The sequence below is a fragment of the Ruegeria sp. HKCCA4633 genome (assembly GCF_013034605.1).
Taxonomy (GTDB): Bacteria; Pseudomonadota; Alphaproteobacteria; order Rhodobacterales; family Rhodobacteraceae; genus Ruegeria.
Map to the genome: position 1 here is coordinate 45,917 of NZ_WQGJ01000001.1, position 15,614 is coordinate 61,530.

Consider the following 15,614-nt stretch of genomic DNA (forward strand, 5'->3'; position numbering starts at 1 on the left):
GCGTGGTCTTTGACGACGACGTCAAAGCCTGTGCCGCACTGGTGCAACGGGCTGATCCTGACCGGTTCCGTGCCGCAATGGCAGCCCCGGTGGCGGCCCGTGCCGTTCTGTTCCCGTTATACGCGTTGAACGTCGAAGTGGCGCGCGCGCCCTGGGTCACGCAAGAACCGATGATTGCCGAGATGCGGCTGCAATGGTGGCGCGACGCTTTGCAAGAGATTGCCGAAGGCGCCACTGTGCGACGGCATGAAGTTGTAACGCCCTTATCGCGTGTGCTTTCGCCTCATCTGGCCGGTGTTCTGGATGAATATGTGGCTGTAAGGCGTTGGGATATTTATCGGGATCCGTTTGAAGGCCAGGAACACTTTGACGCTTATATCAACCATAGCGCGGGGTCTTTGTTTGTGGCCTCTGCTCAAGCGCTGGGTGTCGCGGACGAGGATGTGTTGCGCGATTTTGGTTATGCCGTTGGTGTTGCAAACTGGCTTCGCGCGACCCCCGAGCTGGAAAACAGGGGTCGGATACCTTTGTTGGACGGCACCCCGGAAGGTGTGCAAACCCTTGCGCAATCTGCGCTGGAGCGTCTTAACAAGGCCCGGGCAAACCGGGTTGCGATCTCTGTCGAAGCCCGTCCAGCGCTTGCGGCAGGGTGGTTGGCTGAATGGGCGTTGAAAGAGGCTGTTGCGCGGCCTGAACGTGTTGCTTCTGGCAGTTTGATACCGGGCGAAATGCGGCAACGCTTGTCCCTGATGTGGACGGTCAGCAGTGGGCGCTGGTGATCAGGCCCGTTCCGGGTCGGCGGGACGCAGCACCAGCCACAGCAACGCGCCACCCGCTAATGTTAGCAACGGAACCATGGCCAGGTTAACCGCTGTCCAGCCTTCGATCGCAGAGCCGCCCGAGCAGTTCATCAACCCGCCCGACGCCAGCGACGCCAATGTGACACCTCCGAAAACCAGCAGGTCGTTCAGACCCTGCATCCGGCCACGCTCTTGCGGGTCATGCGAGTCTGCCAGCATCGAAGTCGCGCCGATAAAGCCAAAGTTCCACCCGATGCCCAGCAGAACAAGGGCGAGGAAGAAGTTCCCAAGTTCAACCGCTTGCAAAGCAACAACCCCGGCGCTTGCTAAAATGGCAAGGCCTAGTGCCACGATCTTCTCTACCCCGAAGCGGGCGATCAGATGGCCGGTAAAGAAACTAGGGATGTACATGGCCAACACGTGGCTTGTAACGATATCCGCTGCGTCGTTGGCCGAGAATCCGCACCCAACGACGGCCAGCGGGGTCGAGGTCATTACAAGATTCATCAGGGCGTAAGACACCATCGCACAGATGACCGCGACTGCGATACGTGGTGTTTTCAGCAACTCAAGCCGTGAACGTCCTTTGGGTTCGTTCTCTGTGGGTTTTGGTGGTGTTGGGATGTCGAGAAAGAAGAACAGGCCAGAGCCCAGAACGTTAATCCCGATCACAGCCAGATAGGTGCCTAGAAACGGAATGACATAGGCCTGAGAGGTGAGTTTCACGATTTGTGGGCCGATAATCGCCGCAGCCAGTCCCCCGGCCATCACGTATGAAATGGCCTTAGGGCGGTACGCGTCTGACGCTGTGTCCGCCGCAGCGAACCTATAGAACCCGTGTGCGCTCATGTAGATACCTGTCAGCAGGCTGCCAACAAGGAAGATAGGGAAAGAGCCAAGGAACAAGCCGTAAGCTCCGATCAGCCCACCTAACGCGCCAGCGGTTGCTCCAACAAGGAATCCGGCACGACGGCCCCAGCGCTGCATGATCGCCGAGATCGGCGTGGCCGCTAGCATGGAACCCAGAACAATCAAGGAAATGGGCAATGTCGCAAGGCAAGGGTTTGAGGCCAACGATTGGCCTGCCAGCCCCCCGACAATGAACATCATGGGCATCTGTGCACCCAGAATGGCCTGTGCGGCCACCAAAACAGCTACGTTGCGCTTGGCCTGACGGTCGTCTGGAAGGGTTGAGGTCATTGTCATGGGCGAATGGTTATCGGCTAAGCCTTTGGGGTACAAGCGGCTTGCATCTGCGGCACATGCGCCTAACGTGCCCATGAACACCGAGCAGGGAGGCCGCATGTCCGTAGGCCGCATCATCGAAACGCCAGATTGCGTGGCCGAAGGCGCCGAATGGCTGGCGCAAACTTGCCCGCGCATGGCCTATGCCATCGAACAAACTGGCCCTTTGCCTCTGCGCCGCCGCCCCGATGGTTTCGCACAACTGCTCAGCGCTATTGTCAGCCAGCAGGTCAGCGTAGCTGCCGCGCGTGCAATCTGGAAACGGTTGCAGGACGCGAAACTGACCGGTCCACGCAAGATTATGTGGGCCACAGATGAAGATCTGCGCGCCGTGGGTCTAAGCCGTCAGAAGATCCGCTATGCACGGGCGTTGGCTGAGGCGCGCATTGACTTCAAAGCATTGCGCGACGCGCCTGACGACGAGGTGGTTAAAACTTTGACGCAGGTGTCCGGGATCGGCGTCTGGACGGCCGAGATTTATGCGATGTTTTCCCTGGGCCGCGCCGATGTGATCGCACCCGGTGATCTGGCGCTGCAAGAGGCCGCGCGTGTCCTCTATGACCTGCCCAAACGCCCCACGGACAAGGAACTGCGCCAAATGGCCGAAGCGTGGTCGCCGTGGCGCTCGGTTGCGGCGCGGGTGCTGTGGGCCTATTACCGGGTTGATAAACAAAGAGAAGGGATCAGATGACACGGGTTTTGAATGCGCTTAGGAAAGAGCCTGTTTCTGGTGACACGCGATCAGTCGTGGTGTTCGTGCATGGCTATGGCGCAAACGGCGCCGACCTGCTGGGGTTGGCCGATCCGTTGGGCGAGCATTTGCCCGATACTCTGTTTGTAGCCCCAGATGCACCCGAGCAGATTCCGGGGATGCCGAACGGCTTTCAGTGGTTCCCGATTCCTTGGATCGATGGGTCGTCCGAAGAAGAGTCGCGCCGGGGTATGGAAATGGCGGTTGAGGACTTCAACGCCTTTCTGGACGCCCTGATGGTGGACGAAGATGTACTGCCCGAGCAGGTTGTGCTGTTTGGCTTCAGCCAGGGCACTATGATGAGCCTGCACGTTGCGCCGCGCCGCGAAGACCCCGTGGCTGGGATCGTCGCCTTTTCTGGCCGGTTGTTGGAACCCGATCTTCTGCCCGACGAAACTGTCAGCCGGATGCCGGTCCTACTTGTGCATGGTGATGCGGACGACGTCGTGCCACCGCAATCGCTGCCCGAGGCCGCTGAAGCCCTGCAGGCTGCGGATTTCAAAGAGATATACGCGCATGTCATGAAAGGCACCGGCCATGGCATTGCCCCCGATGGTTTGAGCGTCGCGCTGGCTTTCATGCGCGACAAGCTGAGCCTTTAACTTTACCATCCAGATCAGCGGAACGCCTTGGTGTTCCGTGCAAGATCAAGACCAAAGATGCGCTTCGGCAAACTCGATCGAGTTTCCCGCCGGGTCGCGCACGTACAAAGACCGTGCACCGCCGGGCCAGTCAAACTCGGCATCCACGGGGATGTTCCAATCCAGCAGGTGTTTGCGCATCACTGTGATTTCATCGCGTGACAAAACAAGACACACATGTCCGGGGCCGCGCGCACCATGAGGTGGGACAGGCATGTCAGGGTTGAGGGGCGGCTGTTCTGTTTGGTTGGGGTTAAAGATAAGCAGAACAGATCCGCCGATGCGGTAAAATACATGGCGGTTGTTGATGCGCTGAATACGCTCAAGCCCTAAAACCTCGCTATAAAACTGTTCCGCCGCATCCAGATTGTCTGCGTAAAGCGCGGCCTCCAGAATGGCCGAAGGGGCCGGGATATCTGGCGTGAGTTTCATGCCCCAAGTATAACAGAAAAGGGCGGGTTTTGTCACCGGCGCGGACGTCGGTCACGTTTGCGTTGCGGAGCGGTGTTCAAGGTGGGCATCGGCAGGCTGTCCCATTGACCGGGCCCCAGATCATCCAGTGTCCAGTCTCCGATACGATAGCGGATCAGGCGCAGGGTTGGCAGACCCACTGCCGCCGTCATGCGCCGCACCTGCCGGTTCTTGCCCTCTCGGATGGTCAGTTCCAGCCAACTGTCGGGTACGCTTTTTCGTTCTCGGATAGGTGGGATGCGAGGCCAGAGCCCCTCGGGCTCATCAATCTGCCGTACCTTTGCGGGGCGCGTCTGGCCGTCCTTCAACTCAACCCCGTTCCGTAACGCTTTCAAAGCGGCCTCATCAGGGATGCCTTCGACCTGAACCCAATAGGTCTTTGCCATCTTGTGCTTTGGATCTGATATCTGAGCCTGAAGTTTTCCGTGATCAGTCAGCAGCATCAAACCTTCGCTGTCACGATCCAAACGACCAGCGGGATAAACGCCAGGCAGGTCGATGAAATCGGACAGCGTGCTGCGCGGGCTTTCGGCATTGGCGCGGTCGGTAAACTGCGGCAGCACGTCATATGGTTTGTTGAAGCGAATGAACCAAGACATGACCCGCCCATAGCCCGAAGGACGCACCCGGTGCAAGTTGTGGATAACTGTCATGTGACTGTCACAGATTCGGCTTACCCAGTCTGCGACATATTGTGGAAAATCAGGGCTTGTCAGAGTTTTAACACGATATATAGTTATCTTAAGGCCGGGGCGGGTGCTCTCCGCTCTGGTGTCACAAACGGGCAGCCGAGAGCGAGGAGCGATTCTGTGATGGACGGAGATTTCAGGACCGAATTTGTAAGAGAGCCGGGTATGCTCAAACAACACCCGGCCCTGGTTTTGAACGCCGATTACCGCCCCTTGTCCTACTACCCGCTGTCATTGTGGCCCTGGCAAGAGGCGATCAAAGCGGCCTGGCTGGATCGGGTCGACATCGTGGCCGAATATGACGAGGTCGTCCGAAGCCCGAGCACCGAGATCCGAATACCCTCGGTCGTTGTTTTGAAAGACTATGTAAAACCCAGAAAGCGCGTGGCCTTCACGCGCTTTAATTTATTTTTGCGGGATGAATTCCGCTGCCAGTACTGCGGCAGCCGCGACAACCTGACATTTGACCACGTGGTCCCACGCGCGGCAGGCGGCGTGACCAGCTGGCAGAACGTGGTGGCGGCCTGTAGCCCCTGCAACCTGCGCAAAGGGTCCAAATCGCTGCGTCAGGCGGGGATGACATTGCGCAAACCACCGCGTCAGCCTGATGCTGAGGCTCTGCGCAATATCGGTCGGAAGTTCCCGCCGAACCACCTGCACGAAAGCTGGATCGACTTCCTGTATTGGGATGCGGAACTGGACGAGTTTTAAGCGCGCGCCCGCCAGGCCGCGATCCAGATCAGCATCAGCACTGCCGAAGCGATGGCGTTCCACCCTGCCATCGAGATACCGAACATCTCCCACGGGATATCGTCACAGCGCACCAGCGGCGCATTCATGATCTGATCGAACAGGTCATCGGTGCTCAACCCACTGATATCGCCCGAGGTGCAGCTGCTGGGGCCTTCCCACCAGCCTTGTTCTACGCCAGCGTGAAAAACGCCGATGGCCGCGGTTGTTGCAGCCGCAGCTGCACCCAGCAACGGCAGGATACTAAATCTTGGCAATGCCAGCGCAACCGCACCGATCGCGATAGCCACTGCGTGCGGGTAGCGCTGCCAGATGCACATCTTGCACGGTGCAAGCCCGCCCAAATGCTGAAAGCCGAACGCCGCCAACAAAAGGGTTGCTGAACCAATCGTGGCCAGAGCCACAAGTCCGGATTGTTTTGTCATAAATATTTAACCGCCACGAATCCGCCAAAGAGTAGGATGATGAACAGCGTGAACATAAGACCCAGACGCTTTTCGATAAAGTCCCGGATCGGTTCGCCAAAGCCCCAAAGCAGGCCGGCAACCAGAAAGAATCGCATGGCACGCGCCAGAATCGATGTGGCGATGAAGGTGCCCAGCGGCATTCCGGTCCAGCCGGACATGATGGTGATGACCTTGTAGGGGAAGGGCGTGACGCCCGCAGCCAGCACAGCCCAGAACCCGAAATCGTTAAATCGGGTGTTAAATTCTTCCATCGCGTGTGCCTTGCCCATGGATTCCAGAATGGGCTGGCCGATGCTTTCATAGAAAAACGCTCCAATCGCATATCCCAGCATCCCGCCCAACACCGAAGCCACCAACGCGACGGTCGCAATCAACCAGGCGCGCGATGGACGCGCTAGAATCATCGGAATCATCAGGACGTCAGGAGGAATCGGAAAAAAAGAGCTTTCGATAAAGGCGACGATGGCCAAGGCCCACAGGGCATGAGGGTGTTCGGCCAGACGAATGGTCCAGTCATAAAGCGATCGTAACATATACAGTACTCAAATCCCGTTTAGCGGCCCCAAGAAGGCAAACCATGCACCTGACGGACCGTCAACCGCCCAGATTGAAACAAATGGAATATGGGATGTTTTTTGCCTCTGGACCTTCCCGCGCTTGGGCGCTAATCCAGTGTCCGTGGCCCAAGTGGCGGAATGGTAGACGCAGGGGATTCAAAATCCCCCGCCTTCACGGGCGTGAGAGTTCGAGTCTCTCCTTGGGCACCACATTTTCTTTTAACCTGCTATTTGTTTCTCGTGATCAGATAGTTGCGTCGCTTTGTTGTCATGGCTTTTGATGCGCTGCCTTGAAACGCGCGATTGATCTGCCATGCGAAAACTTGGGTGCAAAAAACGAAGCGGCAACGATTTGGTGTGGTTTTCTTCAACGCCTAAAATCTGAGCGGTCCAAGAAAACGAGTCAGGGGAACAAGGAAACAATTACGGCGCTGTGCTTCAATTGTGCACCGCACGTTTTAACTTCATGGTCAAAGGCGAAGCTGGACATATGCTTCAGACCTTGTTCTGATACCATTTCAGAATGAAGACCCGAATAGCCGATGCAAGACCGGTTGTAGGATCGCGTGCAACATCAATTTCAGCGGCCAAAACATTGATCGGAATACTTTTTTCAGCAGCTATGTCGCGGAAAGCTCGCCAGAATTCATCTTCAAGCGACACGGATGTTCGGTGACCCTTGAGTGTCAGAGAGCGTTTGATTGGGCGGCCGCTCATTCGTCTAACTCGCGCTTGTCGAGTTCACGCTTCAGCTTGTCCCGTTCGAACTTGACGATTTCTTTCTCGGCCTTGGTGCGTCCGAAAGCGACAGCATTCTGATCTGCGCGGGCTTTCTTTTCAGCCCGCGCTTTTTCTTTACGATACCGGTTCAGGTTAACCGGCTTGCCCATTAGTCTTTCGGACCGATCATCTGTTCCGGGCGGACGACGGCGTCAAAGGTCGCCTCATCCACAAAACCCAGCGCGATGGCCTCTTCCTTGAGTGTTGTGCCATTCTTATGCGCGGTCTTGGCCACGGTGGTGGCGTTGTCGTAACCGATAGTCGGTGCCAGCGCTGTCACCAGCATCAGCGATTCCTTCATCAGCTTGTCTATGCGTGGCTCGTTGGCCTTGATTCCCATCAACATCCGCTCGGTAAAGCTGTCAGAGGCATCACCCAGCAGTTGGATCGATTGCAACAAGTTGTAGGACATCATCGGGTTGTAGACGTTCAGCTCGAAATGACCTTGGCTGCCTGCGAAAGTCATCGCAGCGTTGTTGCCCATCACGTGGGCGGCGACTTGGGTCAACGCTTCGGCCTGTGTCGGGTTCACCTTGCCGGGCATGATCGACGAACCGGGTTCGTTCTCGGGCAAGATCAATTCGCCCAGACCCGACCGCGGGCCGGAGCCCAGGAAACGGATATCATTGGCGATTTTGTAGCAGCTGCCTGCAATCGTCGCCAAAGCACCGGACAGGAAGACCATGGCGTCATGGGCCGCCAATGCTTCGAACTTGTTTGGCGCGGTGACGAAGGGCAGGCCGGTGATATCGGCCATATGTCCTGCGACGGCCTCGCCCCAACCGTGCTGGGTGTTCAGTCCTGTGCCAACAGCGGTACCGCCTTGCGCCAGTTCGTAAATCCCAGGCATCGCCGCGTGAACGCGGGCAATTCCCTGACGGATTTGATGAGCGTAACCGCTGAATTCCTGTCCCAGCGTCAGAGGCGTCGCGTCCTGCGTGTGGGTCCGACCGATCTTGATGATGTCTTTGAACTCTTCGGCCTTCTGTTCCAGCCCCGAGGCAAGTCTCTCGAGCCCCGGAAGCAGCACGTCACGCACGCTGGTCGCGGTTGCCACATGCATGGCGGTGGGGAAGGTGTCGTTCGAAGATTGACCCATGTTGCAGTGATCGTTCGGATGCACTGGGTCTTTTGAACCAATCACACCACCCAAAATTTCGATGGCGCGGTTTGCGATGACCTCGTTCGAGTTCATATTTGATTGCGTGCCCGAACCCGTCTGCCAGACAACCAGCGGGAAGTTGTCGTCAAACTTGCCTTCGATCACTTCACCTGCGGCTTGTATGATTGCGTCGGCGATCTTGGCGTCCAGCTTGCCAGTGGCCTTGTTCTGCATGGCGCAGGCTTTTTTGATCACGCCCAGCGCGCGTACGATAGCGACGGGCTGTTTTTCCCAGCCAATAGGGAAATTCATGATCGAACGCTGCGTTTGTGCGCCCCAATACTTGTCGGCAGGGACCTCTAGCGGGCCAAAGCTGTCGGATTCGGTGCGGGTCTGAGACATCTGTCACTCCGTCTGGTATGCAGTTGTATGCCGTTTAGCCGCAGCAAAGCCATGACGCAATCGGCCAGTTGGGCGCACCTTAAACTCAGGCGTACCAAAGGTATAGGTGCCGGGGTGCGTCACTTTAATGAGAAAGAGATGGATTGTGCCATTGTGCGCAGCCCCCTCTGAGCTACAATAGAAAGGTGAATCCCGTGGAGGACAAAATGCCAAATTTCCATAGATTTGCACTAGCCAAAGCCGTCGCGGTCTTTGCGGTGTGCATGGTTTGGTTGTCCGTGTTCAGCGTGTCCGCGCGCGCGGCGGACATTGCGCCGTTTGTCGGGGATTACATTGGGTCTGCAAACGTTGTGGATGCTGATGGCACCTCTACCCCGCGGGATATGAGCGTTTCTATTTTCGAAACCGAAGACGGTTTTAATGTGAGCTGGCGTACCACAACCTATAAGCTGGACGGGCGTGTAAAGAACCAAAAGTTCTCAATCGACTTTGTGCCTTCGGGGCGTGGGGATTTGTTTTCAGCCGCAATGAAGCGCAATGTGTTTGGCCACGAAGTGCCGTTGGACCCGATGAAAGGGGAGCCTTTTGTTTGGGGTCGAATCGTTGGTGATACGTTGACAGTTTATTCCTTGTTCATTGATTTGGATGGCGGGTACGAATTGCAGCAATACGATCGTACGCTTGCAGAAGGCGGGTTGAACTTGTCGTTCTCTCGCTTCATCGAAGGTGTGAAATCACGGTCGGTCGAGACTTTCCTACAAAAGAAATAACCCCGCGCGTGGCGGGGTTGAGGTCTATTTGCGGAAGCTGTCCAGTGACACAACGTCTGCGTCGTGGTGTGGTTCTTCTTCTTCGACTTCAATCGTCTCTTCTGCGATATGATCGTCATCCATATCGTCCTCAGGGCTCTCAAAGCGCAGGCCGAACTCCACAGAGGGGTCAACAAACGTCTTGATCGCGGCGTAGGGGATATAAAGCGGTTCGGGCGCATCACCGAAATTCAGAGTGATGGCAAAGCCGGTTTCACCAACCTCGAGGTTTTCGAACCAATGCTGCATGACAATCGTCATTTCTTCCGGATAACGTTCGCGCAACCAGTCGGCGATATCCACACCGTCCTCGCGCGTGTCGAAGGTAATGAAGAAATGATGTGCACCGGGTAATCCGGTTTCGGAAACATCTGTCAGCACTTTCTTGATAAGCCCGCGCATGGCGGAGTGCATCAGGTTGCCGTAATCGATGCCTTGCGACATGTGTGATCCTCAAAAGTGGTTATGCCCAGCATAGGGCTTTTGTTCGGAAACGAAAGAGCGGGTATGACCGGATTGATCAGATATTGTGAGTGACCAGCCCCGCGATGGACATCAGGGCCAACACCGTGCCCATCCCCAATTTTAGTCGAAATATCAAGACCCCAGCCAGAGCGGTTAAGCCCAACGCAGCAAAATTTAACTGGGAAAGCTGTGGGGCAGGTATTGCCAGCGGTCCCCAGGATATGTTTGGCACTGATTCGAATAGAACGTTCAGGGCGAACCACACGGAAAGGTTGAGAATCACGCCGACAACGGCAGCAGTGATGCCGTGAAGGGCCGCAGACAGGCGCGGGCGCGTGGCAAGCCGGTCCAGATACGGGGCGGCCAGGAAGATCCATAGAAAACAGGGCGCAAAAGTCGCCCAGAGCGCAACTGCACCGGCCGCCAACGCCAAGCTGAAGCCTCCGCTAAGTTCACCGGCAAGCATTGCAACAAATTGGGTGACAAGGATCAGGGGGCCGGGTGTCGTTTCCGCAAGACCCAATCCGTCGATCATTTGATCTGTGCTGATCCAGTGGTACTGATCCACAACCGTCTGCGTCATATAGGCCAGCACCGCATAAGCGCCGCCAAAGGTGACGACGGCCAGTCGCGCAAAGAACCAGCCCAAATCGCTGAGCAGTTGATGCCCGCTGAGGGTCAGCGCGAACAATGGTCCAAGCCAAAGCGGCAACCAGATAGCAACTGTTTTGAGTGATCGTTTCAGGTGCGATGGCTGAACTGGGCCAGGCGGTTCCGTTGGGCCACGAAACGTCGCATATCCCCAAAGCGCAGCGGCAAGAATGATCAAGGGAAAAGGCAGGTTCAGCAGAAAAATGGAAGCGAAAGACAGTGCGGCGATTATGCGGTGGTCTTTGTCCATTAAGGCTTTACGCGAGAGATTGCGCAGCGCCTGCAAGACGATCATAATAACCGTTGCTTTGATGCCAACAAAGGCGGATTGGACCAACGGAACATCGCCAAACGTGGAATATAGCGCGACCAATACCGCAATAACCAAAGCGCCGGGCAAGACAAACAAACTGCCGGCGATCAGCCCGCCTGTTACGCCGCGCAGGCGCCAACCGGCATAGGTGGCCAGTTGCATCGCCTCCGGACCCGGTAGCAACATGCAAAGTGACAGGGCGCGCAGGTAGGTCTGTTCATCAAGCCATGGTCGGCGCTCGACAAGTTCCTGATGCATCAGGGATATTTGCGCAGCCGGACCCCCAAAGGACAGCAGCCCGATCCTGCCAAAAACCCGGATGAGGTCTTTAATCGACGGCGTCATGGTCTTGCTCACGTCGCAAGATCCGAAATCTTTGACCCGATCCCGAAACTGGAGCCGTTGAAAACACTCAAGGCTATCAGGATCTGCTGTGTAGTATCGGGCGGCCAAGTCACAACATGAAATCCTGCAAGTGTCGAAAGATGCGAAACTTGCGGCACCGCCTTGGGTGTTCGCACTTGGACCCCATGGCGCTTGCTAACGTGCAAGCGCGATTGGGGTCAAGATTGGTTTGGGGTCAGGCCCAGTCCAGACGCTGCCCTGTCATGCACACGGGCAGGGTGTCGGATGGGAACTGGCCCAACTCTTCAAAGAACGAGATGAAATCAAAGTGATTATAGGCTTCAACCATCTTGTCGCCTTTGAACCGAGCCATCACCTGACCGGTGACCTCCAAAGGCGCGCCGTTATCGGCGCGGAAAGTGCGAACATTCAAAATGGCTGACACCCAATCCCCATTTTCAATGATCTTGGGCAGCTCGACCTTGATGTCGCCCAGAATATGGCGGAAAGCAGTGACCAGATCGCGGAAGTCATCAGCCCCGACCTGCATTTCGGGAATCAACCCTTCGGCCATTGTTTCAGGTGCAAAATACTGATCGATTGCCTCGGTGTTTCCGTGTTCCCAAACTTCGGAATACCACTTTCTGAGTATCTCTGAATTTGTCATTCCAGCTCTCCTGTCCAAGTGAGGGCACGATGACACTCAGAAATGAACAAACTCTGAATGCGCCCTAAAAAGGGAAATAACGTCAGACATTTCGGGGAATAATGCAGGTTTCTGTTGCCAGGTACCTGCGAACCCCGCCTTACGCGGCTAGGCGCAAGGGCTTAGATTTCGGTCTTGTTACTGCTTACGCAGCAACTGCAACCGGAGCACGATTGTCGTTTGCAATTGTACTAGTTTCGCCGATAACGGTGGCAGACAGCCGAGACAAAGCTAACCCCTTTAGACGTTCGTCGATCCTATTTCGGCCCCAAAATCCCCAAACGAAGGATGGTTGGTGGAGCCGCCGGGTACCGCCCCCGGGTCCGATCCGCTTATTACGAGCGCGTTTATGTCCATAGTCCCGAAGGACATCCCATATATAGGTGAGGAGATGGAGAGATGCAAACTCCGATTGCATCCAGATCTATGTAGTAACCCCAATTGGTTAAGTTGTCTTGTTAATGTTTGCAGCTATCAGCCAAACGGCTAGAACCAGCTCGATTCCCCCAAAGATCAACGCCTTGGTCAGAGGTGGGTTATCAAGTGCAATCGACACGAACCGGCCCAATGCCGCCCCAGCATAAACAACGCCCAGCATCACATAGGCCATCGGGTTATTCAGCCAGATCACGGCAAGTCCGGTGACGACAAACAGCCCTCCGACCGAGGCGCGCATCTCAGATAAGCCCATCGTGCTGTTGGTCGGGGCCAGATCAAGGGCCGACGCAGTGTGGGCCGGGGCCAGAAATCCAAACGCGCCGAACCCAACGGTCAGCAAGGCAGCGATGACGTTCAATGTTGTGACCATACCAGCCCCCTTGTGATTCAGGCCGCGTAGGCGGCGTCGAAGAAATCGCGTTCCAGTTCGACCGCACGATGGAACAAACGCGTGACCTCGGCCTGTTCTGCCGTATTCAGCGTTTGCCAAACCTTATCCAGCTGTCCACGCAGGTATTCGACCACGCTTTCGAATCCTTCACCTGCATGTAGCGTGATCCATTCGGCAAACCAGAAGGGCAGGTCGTCTTTGGGTGGGTTTTCCGGGCTGGCCCAGCTAAGGTAAACCCATTCTGCAACGACCAGCACCGCCAGCATGTTCTGATAACGGCCCGAGGCCACGGCCTCGGCCATCAGGTCCTGAAACGCCCGTGTGGCAGGGGCAGGCTGGGTGCTGGGTTCTGTGCCCAAAGCCTCCATCGCACGCAGGAAATAAGTGTTCTCGGGGCCTGTGATCACCGCGAGAAACTGAGCGGCAGGCACGCTGTCGCCCAGGGTCGGGGCATGCGCAATTGCACTTGCAAGCAGGCGCACAAAGCCGTCGACGAACTGATAATCCTGCTGAAGGTACCAGCGCATCTTGTCCTCGGGCAGGGTGCCGTCCGACAGTTCGCGCGTAAAGGCATGGGTGGTGGCGGCTTGCCAATCGTCACTTCTGCCGAGACGCAGCATTTCGGTTGGGCGGGTTTGGTCCTGCATTCTGAAGCTCCGTATTTGTCTTTCCGCAGACAAAGCGCGTTTCAAATCAAAGTACAAGATCAACCAAGCGCCGACCAAAGACCAAGACCGCCCACCAATATCAGACTTATCGCCCAGATGAGTTCGAGGTTAAACCAACTGCGCGACAGAACCTGCAGGCCCAGCCAGCGATAGACAGCAAAGGCCAGCAGACCGCCGCCCAGAACCATGGCAGCAGTGTGCAGCGCGGCGACGCCCAGAACCAGCAGGGTGTTTGTTGTCATGATCTGAGAAATCGCTTGATGGCCAGCATCCAGTTCATCTACGGCACACAGCCCCAGATAGATTGGAACCAGCATAAGCGCGGCCCCATGCGCGAGGGCCACAAGGAAGGACCAAAGAGCCAGCTTGCTGGGGGGAATCCGTGACAGGAAACGGGGGTGACGACGGGTGATCGCGATGTATAAACCCATCCCGATCACGATCAACGCGGCACCAATTCGGATTTCTTTCTGATAGTCGACCAGAACCGCCATCAGGGCGAAAGGCAGCAAGACCCCCAGCATGGCCACAAAATGCCCGCCTGCCAAAGCCGCCAGCGCTTGCCAGAGCGCAGACGGGCGTTGCTCCATCAAGGCGGAAGAAACAGCCAGCGGCCAGCCCATGCCCGGATTCAACCCGTGATAGGCGCCGCTGAGAACAACGGCCAGCCAGAGGCCAGCCGTTGATGTCATCAAGACCTCCAATTCAGACCGACGGGTAACAGAAGCTGTCGGTTGAACAGTCTCCGCCCTCTAACCTTATCTGATGGCTGCGATAGCCTTTGGGGAACTCCACCCAGAAATTCGGATCCAGCGTCAGCCCTCCGTTCTCTCCAACATCAGCCTTGACCATCGCCGCGCCGCGCTCGCCCGGATAGAACTGATCATCCCATGTGGAATAAAGCGAATTGGTCCAGTAGACGCGTTTTCCGTCACGGCTGATTTCAACCATTTGCGGACCATAGCCGAAATCCTGACCGTTCGGGTGCTTGGTTTTCTTGACGATACCACCAATCTCTACTTTGCCAGCCAGAGTCGGGTTCATTGGGTCCGAGACATCATATTGGTGCATCTCTCCGGTACCCCAGCAAGCAACATAGAGGTATTTGTCGTCGAGACTTAGGTCGATATCGGTGACCAATGGCGGAACAGCTGAAAAACCCTTGAGCAGGTCTGGCAGATCGTCCGGGTCGGCCGGTTGCGGATCGATTGTAATGGTTTTCTTGGCCTCGAATGTGCCGTCGTCATTGCGCCACCATGTAAAGATCGCACCTTGCAGATTGGTGGTATCGACAACAACCCCGCAGAACCCGTATTGCTTGATCGGATCATGGGCCGGGCGGATTTCCAGCGCCATCTGGTGATTTTCTCCCAGATCGATGGTTTGGATATTGGTCCGGTTGCGCAGGTTCCAGAAATGTATGCGATGGCCGTATTTATTCGACAGCAGGTCCTCAGCCACGATACCGTTCTCGAATTGCGGCGGCAGACCCCATTCGGAACTGACCATGTAGTCGCGCGGTAGATTCCACCAGAAATCATAGTGCTTGTCCTGCACGCCACGCTCGATCTCATAACGCCCGATGATCTCGAAGCTTTCGCAATCCATAATGAAGATGCCCGGAGGTCCGTCGGTACCATCCGCGCCACCGCCGCCCAGAGTACTGACATAGATGCCCTCAGGCCCGCAATGGATCGTATGCGGGCGTGAATATCCAGTCTTTGCAAAGACTTCTTCGGGTTCGATAATCTTGTGGATCTTCGCCTCAAGCGGGTTTTTGACGTCAATGACGTAAATCCTGCTGGACCGAATGCCGGGGATGATTAGATAACGTCGCTCTAGAAACGCGTGCCCGGTCAGCGGCGACAGGGCGGACGAACATGCATTCCAACCGAAATGGTGAAACTCATCACCTTTCTCAGGCATTATTACCTGATGCACGATCTTTCCGAAGTCGTCAGATGTCGGATCGACATTCACAACCGCCAGCCCGTCTGGTTGCGAAAAATCAGGGCTTAGCATCAAGGTGAAAGCAAGCGTTTCGGTGGGGCCCTCCATTGCCAGTTTGGCGGATGGATAAAAGGTTGGGTCCGGTCTTGTATTCATAACGTCCTCCCGTAAGTCATTGGTCTTCAATTCATATTGAGAGTTCCGGTCTTGTCGCCGGGTGACA

At 56.2% G+C, this 15,614-nt stretch carries 20 protein-coding genes, 1 tRNA gene and 1 other RNA gene; 6 read left to right on the plus strand and 16 right to left on the minus strand.

Features of this window, described 5'->3' with window-relative positions:
- Window positions 1-2 precede the first annotated feature (2 nt).
- Window positions 3-779 (plus strand): squalene/phytoene synthase family protein, encoded by a 777-nt coding sequence (locus tag GOV85_RS00235; protein WP_171176156.1) that lies wholly within the window; start codon window positions 3-5, stop codon window positions 777-779.
- Here the strand turns inward: GOV85_RS00235 and GOV85_RS00240 are convergent, their stop codons facing one another.
- Entirely contained in the window at window positions 780-2,006 is a 1,227-nt protein-coding gene (locus tag GOV85_RS00240; RefSeq protein WP_171173857.1) for an MFS transporter, read from the minus strand.
- Between the two features lie 97 nt (window positions 2,007-2,103).
- On the opposite strand from GOV85_RS00240, the gene GOV85_RS00245 reads away from it, so the two are divergent.
- Together GOV85_RS00245 and GOV85_RS00250 are read left to right on the plus strand one after the other, a co-directional pair.
- Window positions 2,104-2,736: a DNA-3-methyladenine glycosylase gene (locus GOV85_RS00245; RefSeq protein WP_171176158.1), complete on the plus strand. Its 633-nt coding sequence runs from the start codon at window positions 2,104-2,106 to the stop codon at window positions 2,734-2,736.
- Window positions 2,733-3,398 (plus strand): alpha/beta hydrolase, encoded by a 666-nt coding sequence (locus GOV85_RS00250; protein WP_171173859.1) that lies wholly within the window; start codon window positions 2,733-2,735, stop codon window positions 3,396-3,398. Before GOV85_RS00245 ends, GOV85_RS00250 begins: the two co-directional genes overlap by 4 nt.
- 45 nt (window positions 3,399-3,443) lie before the next feature.
- Here GOV85_RS00250 and GOV85_RS00255 read toward each other — a convergent pair whose 3' ends face one another.
- Window positions 3,444-3,869, minus strand: coding sequence for a VOC family protein (locus tag GOV85_RS00255; protein ID WP_171173861.1), 426 nt, complete (start codon window positions 3,867-3,869; stop codon window positions 3,444-3,446).
- Window positions 3,870-3,901: 32 nt separating this feature from the next.
- Entirely contained in the window at window positions 3,902-4,507 is a 606-nt protein-coding gene (locus GOV85_RS00260; RefSeq protein WP_171176161.1) for an rRNA large subunit pseudouridine synthase E, read from the minus strand.
- 213 nt (window positions 4,508-4,720) lie between these two features.
- Here GOV85_RS00260 and GOV85_RS00265 point away from each other — a divergent pair, with 213 nt between their 5' ends.
- Window positions 4,721-5,308, plus strand: a complete 588-nt coding sequence (locus GOV85_RS00265; RefSeq protein WP_171090203.1) for an HNH endonuclease — start codon at window positions 4,721-4,723, stop codon at window positions 5,306-5,308.
- Here GOV85_RS00265 and GOV85_RS00270 read toward each other — a convergent pair.
- Together GOV85_RS00270 and GOV85_RS00275 are read right to left on the minus strand one after the other, a co-directional pair.
- The gene (locus GOV85_RS00270) at window positions 5,305-5,772 is read right to left on the minus strand and encodes a disulfide bond formation protein B (RefSeq protein WP_171173863.1); all 468 of its coding nucleotides are present in this window, start codon (window positions 5,770-5,772) and stop codon (window positions 5,305-5,307) included. The two genes, GOV85_RS00265 and GOV85_RS00270, sit on opposite strands and share 4 nt — an antisense overlap.
- Entirely contained in the window at window positions 5,769-6,347 is a 579-nt protein-coding gene (locus tag GOV85_RS00275; protein ID WP_171090199.1) for a YqaA family protein, read from the minus strand. Before GOV85_RS00275 ends, GOV85_RS00270 begins: the two co-directional genes overlap by 4 nt.
- A gap of 148 nt (window positions 6,348-6,495) precedes the next feature.
- Between GOV85_RS00275 and GOV85_RS00280 the strand changes: the two genes are divergently transcribed.
- Window positions 6,496-6,581, plus strand: a tRNA-Leu gene (locus GOV85_RS00280).
- Window positions 6,582-6,866: 285 nt separating this feature from the next.
- On the opposite strand, the gene GOV85_RS00285 is transcribed toward GOV85_RS00280, so the two are convergent.
- From GOV85_RS00285 to fumC, 3 genes are read right to left on the minus strand one after another with little or no spacing between them, the layout of a single operon-like run.
- Entirely contained in the window at window positions 6,867-7,088 is a 222-nt protein-coding gene (locus GOV85_RS00285; RefSeq protein ID WP_171173865.1) for a ribbon-helix-helix domain-containing protein, read from the minus strand.
- Window positions 7,085-7,261 carry a DUF4169 family protein gene (locus tag GOV85_RS00290; protein ID WP_171173868.1) on the minus strand — a complete coding sequence of 59 codons (177 nt, stop codon included), beginning with the start codon at window positions 7,259-7,261 and terminating at the stop codon, window positions 7,085-7,087. The genes GOV85_RS00285 and GOV85_RS00290 overlap by 4 nt, the downstream gene beginning before the upstream one ends.
- The gene (gene fumC / locus GOV85_RS00295; RefSeq protein WP_171173870.1) at window positions 7,261-8,655 is read right to left on the minus strand and encodes a class II fumarate hydratase; all 1,395 of its coding nucleotides are present in this window, start codon (window positions 8,653-8,655) and stop codon (window positions 7,261-7,263) included. The genes GOV85_RS00290 and fumC overlap by 1 nt, the downstream gene beginning before the upstream one ends.
- Window positions 8,656-8,861: 206 nt before the next feature.
- Here fumC and GOV85_RS00300 point away from each other — a divergent pair, with 206 nt between their 5' ends.
- A complete protein-coding gene (locus GOV85_RS00300) occupies window positions 8,862-9,425 on the plus strand; it encodes a hypothetical protein (protein ID WP_171173872.1) in 564 nt (187 codons plus the stop codon).
- A gap of 24 nt (window positions 9,426-9,449) precedes the next feature.
- Here GOV85_RS00300 and GOV85_RS00305 read toward each other — a convergent pair whose 3' ends face one another.
- The 8 genes from GOV85_RS00305 to GOV85_RS00340 all read right to left on the minus strand — a co-directional run bounded on the left by GOV85_RS00305 (window position 9,450) and on the right by GOV85_RS00340 (window position 15,547).
- Complete coding sequence (locus GOV85_RS00305; protein WP_171173874.1) at window positions 9,450-9,908, minus strand: SspB family protein; 459 nt, start codon at window positions 9,906-9,908, stop codon at window positions 9,450-9,452.
- A 76-nt stretch (window positions 9,909-9,984) separates the two neighbouring features.
- Entirely contained in the window at window positions 9,985-11,238 is a 1,254-nt protein-coding gene (gene chrA, locus GOV85_RS00310) for a chromate efflux transporter (protein ID WP_171176163.1), read from the minus strand.
- Between the two features lie 235 nt (window positions 11,239-11,473).
- Entirely contained in the window at window positions 11,474-11,905 is a 432-nt protein-coding gene (locus tag GOV85_RS00315) for an ester cyclase (protein ID WP_171173876.1), read from the minus strand.
- A 100-nt stretch (window positions 11,906-12,005) separates the two neighbouring features.
- Window positions 12,006-12,353: a transfer-messenger RNA gene (gene ssrA / locus GOV85_RS00320) on the minus strand.
- A 36-nt stretch (window positions 12,354-12,389) separates the two neighbouring features.
- Entirely contained in the window at window positions 12,390-12,752 is a 363-nt protein-coding gene (locus GOV85_RS00325; RefSeq protein WP_171173878.1) for a DUF4345 family protein, read from the minus strand.
- Window positions 12,753-12,769: 17 nt separating this feature from the next.
- Window positions 12,770-13,420 (minus strand): TenA family protein, encoded by a 651-nt coding sequence (locus tag GOV85_RS00330; RefSeq protein WP_171173880.1) that lies wholly within the window; start codon window positions 13,418-13,420, stop codon window positions 12,770-12,772.
- Between the two features lie 59 nt (window positions 13,421-13,479).
- A complete protein-coding gene (locus GOV85_RS00335) occupies window positions 13,480-14,133 on the minus strand; it encodes a hypothetical protein (RefSeq protein WP_171173882.1) in 654 nt (217 codons plus the stop codon).
- A gap of 13 nt (window positions 14,134-14,146) precedes the next feature.
- On the minus strand, window positions 14,147-15,547 hold the full coding sequence (locus GOV85_RS00340) for a selenium-binding protein SBP56-related protein (protein WP_171173884.1): 1,401 nt from the start codon (window positions 15,545-15,547) through the stop codon (window positions 14,147-14,149).
- Window positions 15,548-15,614 lie beyond the last annotated feature (67 nt).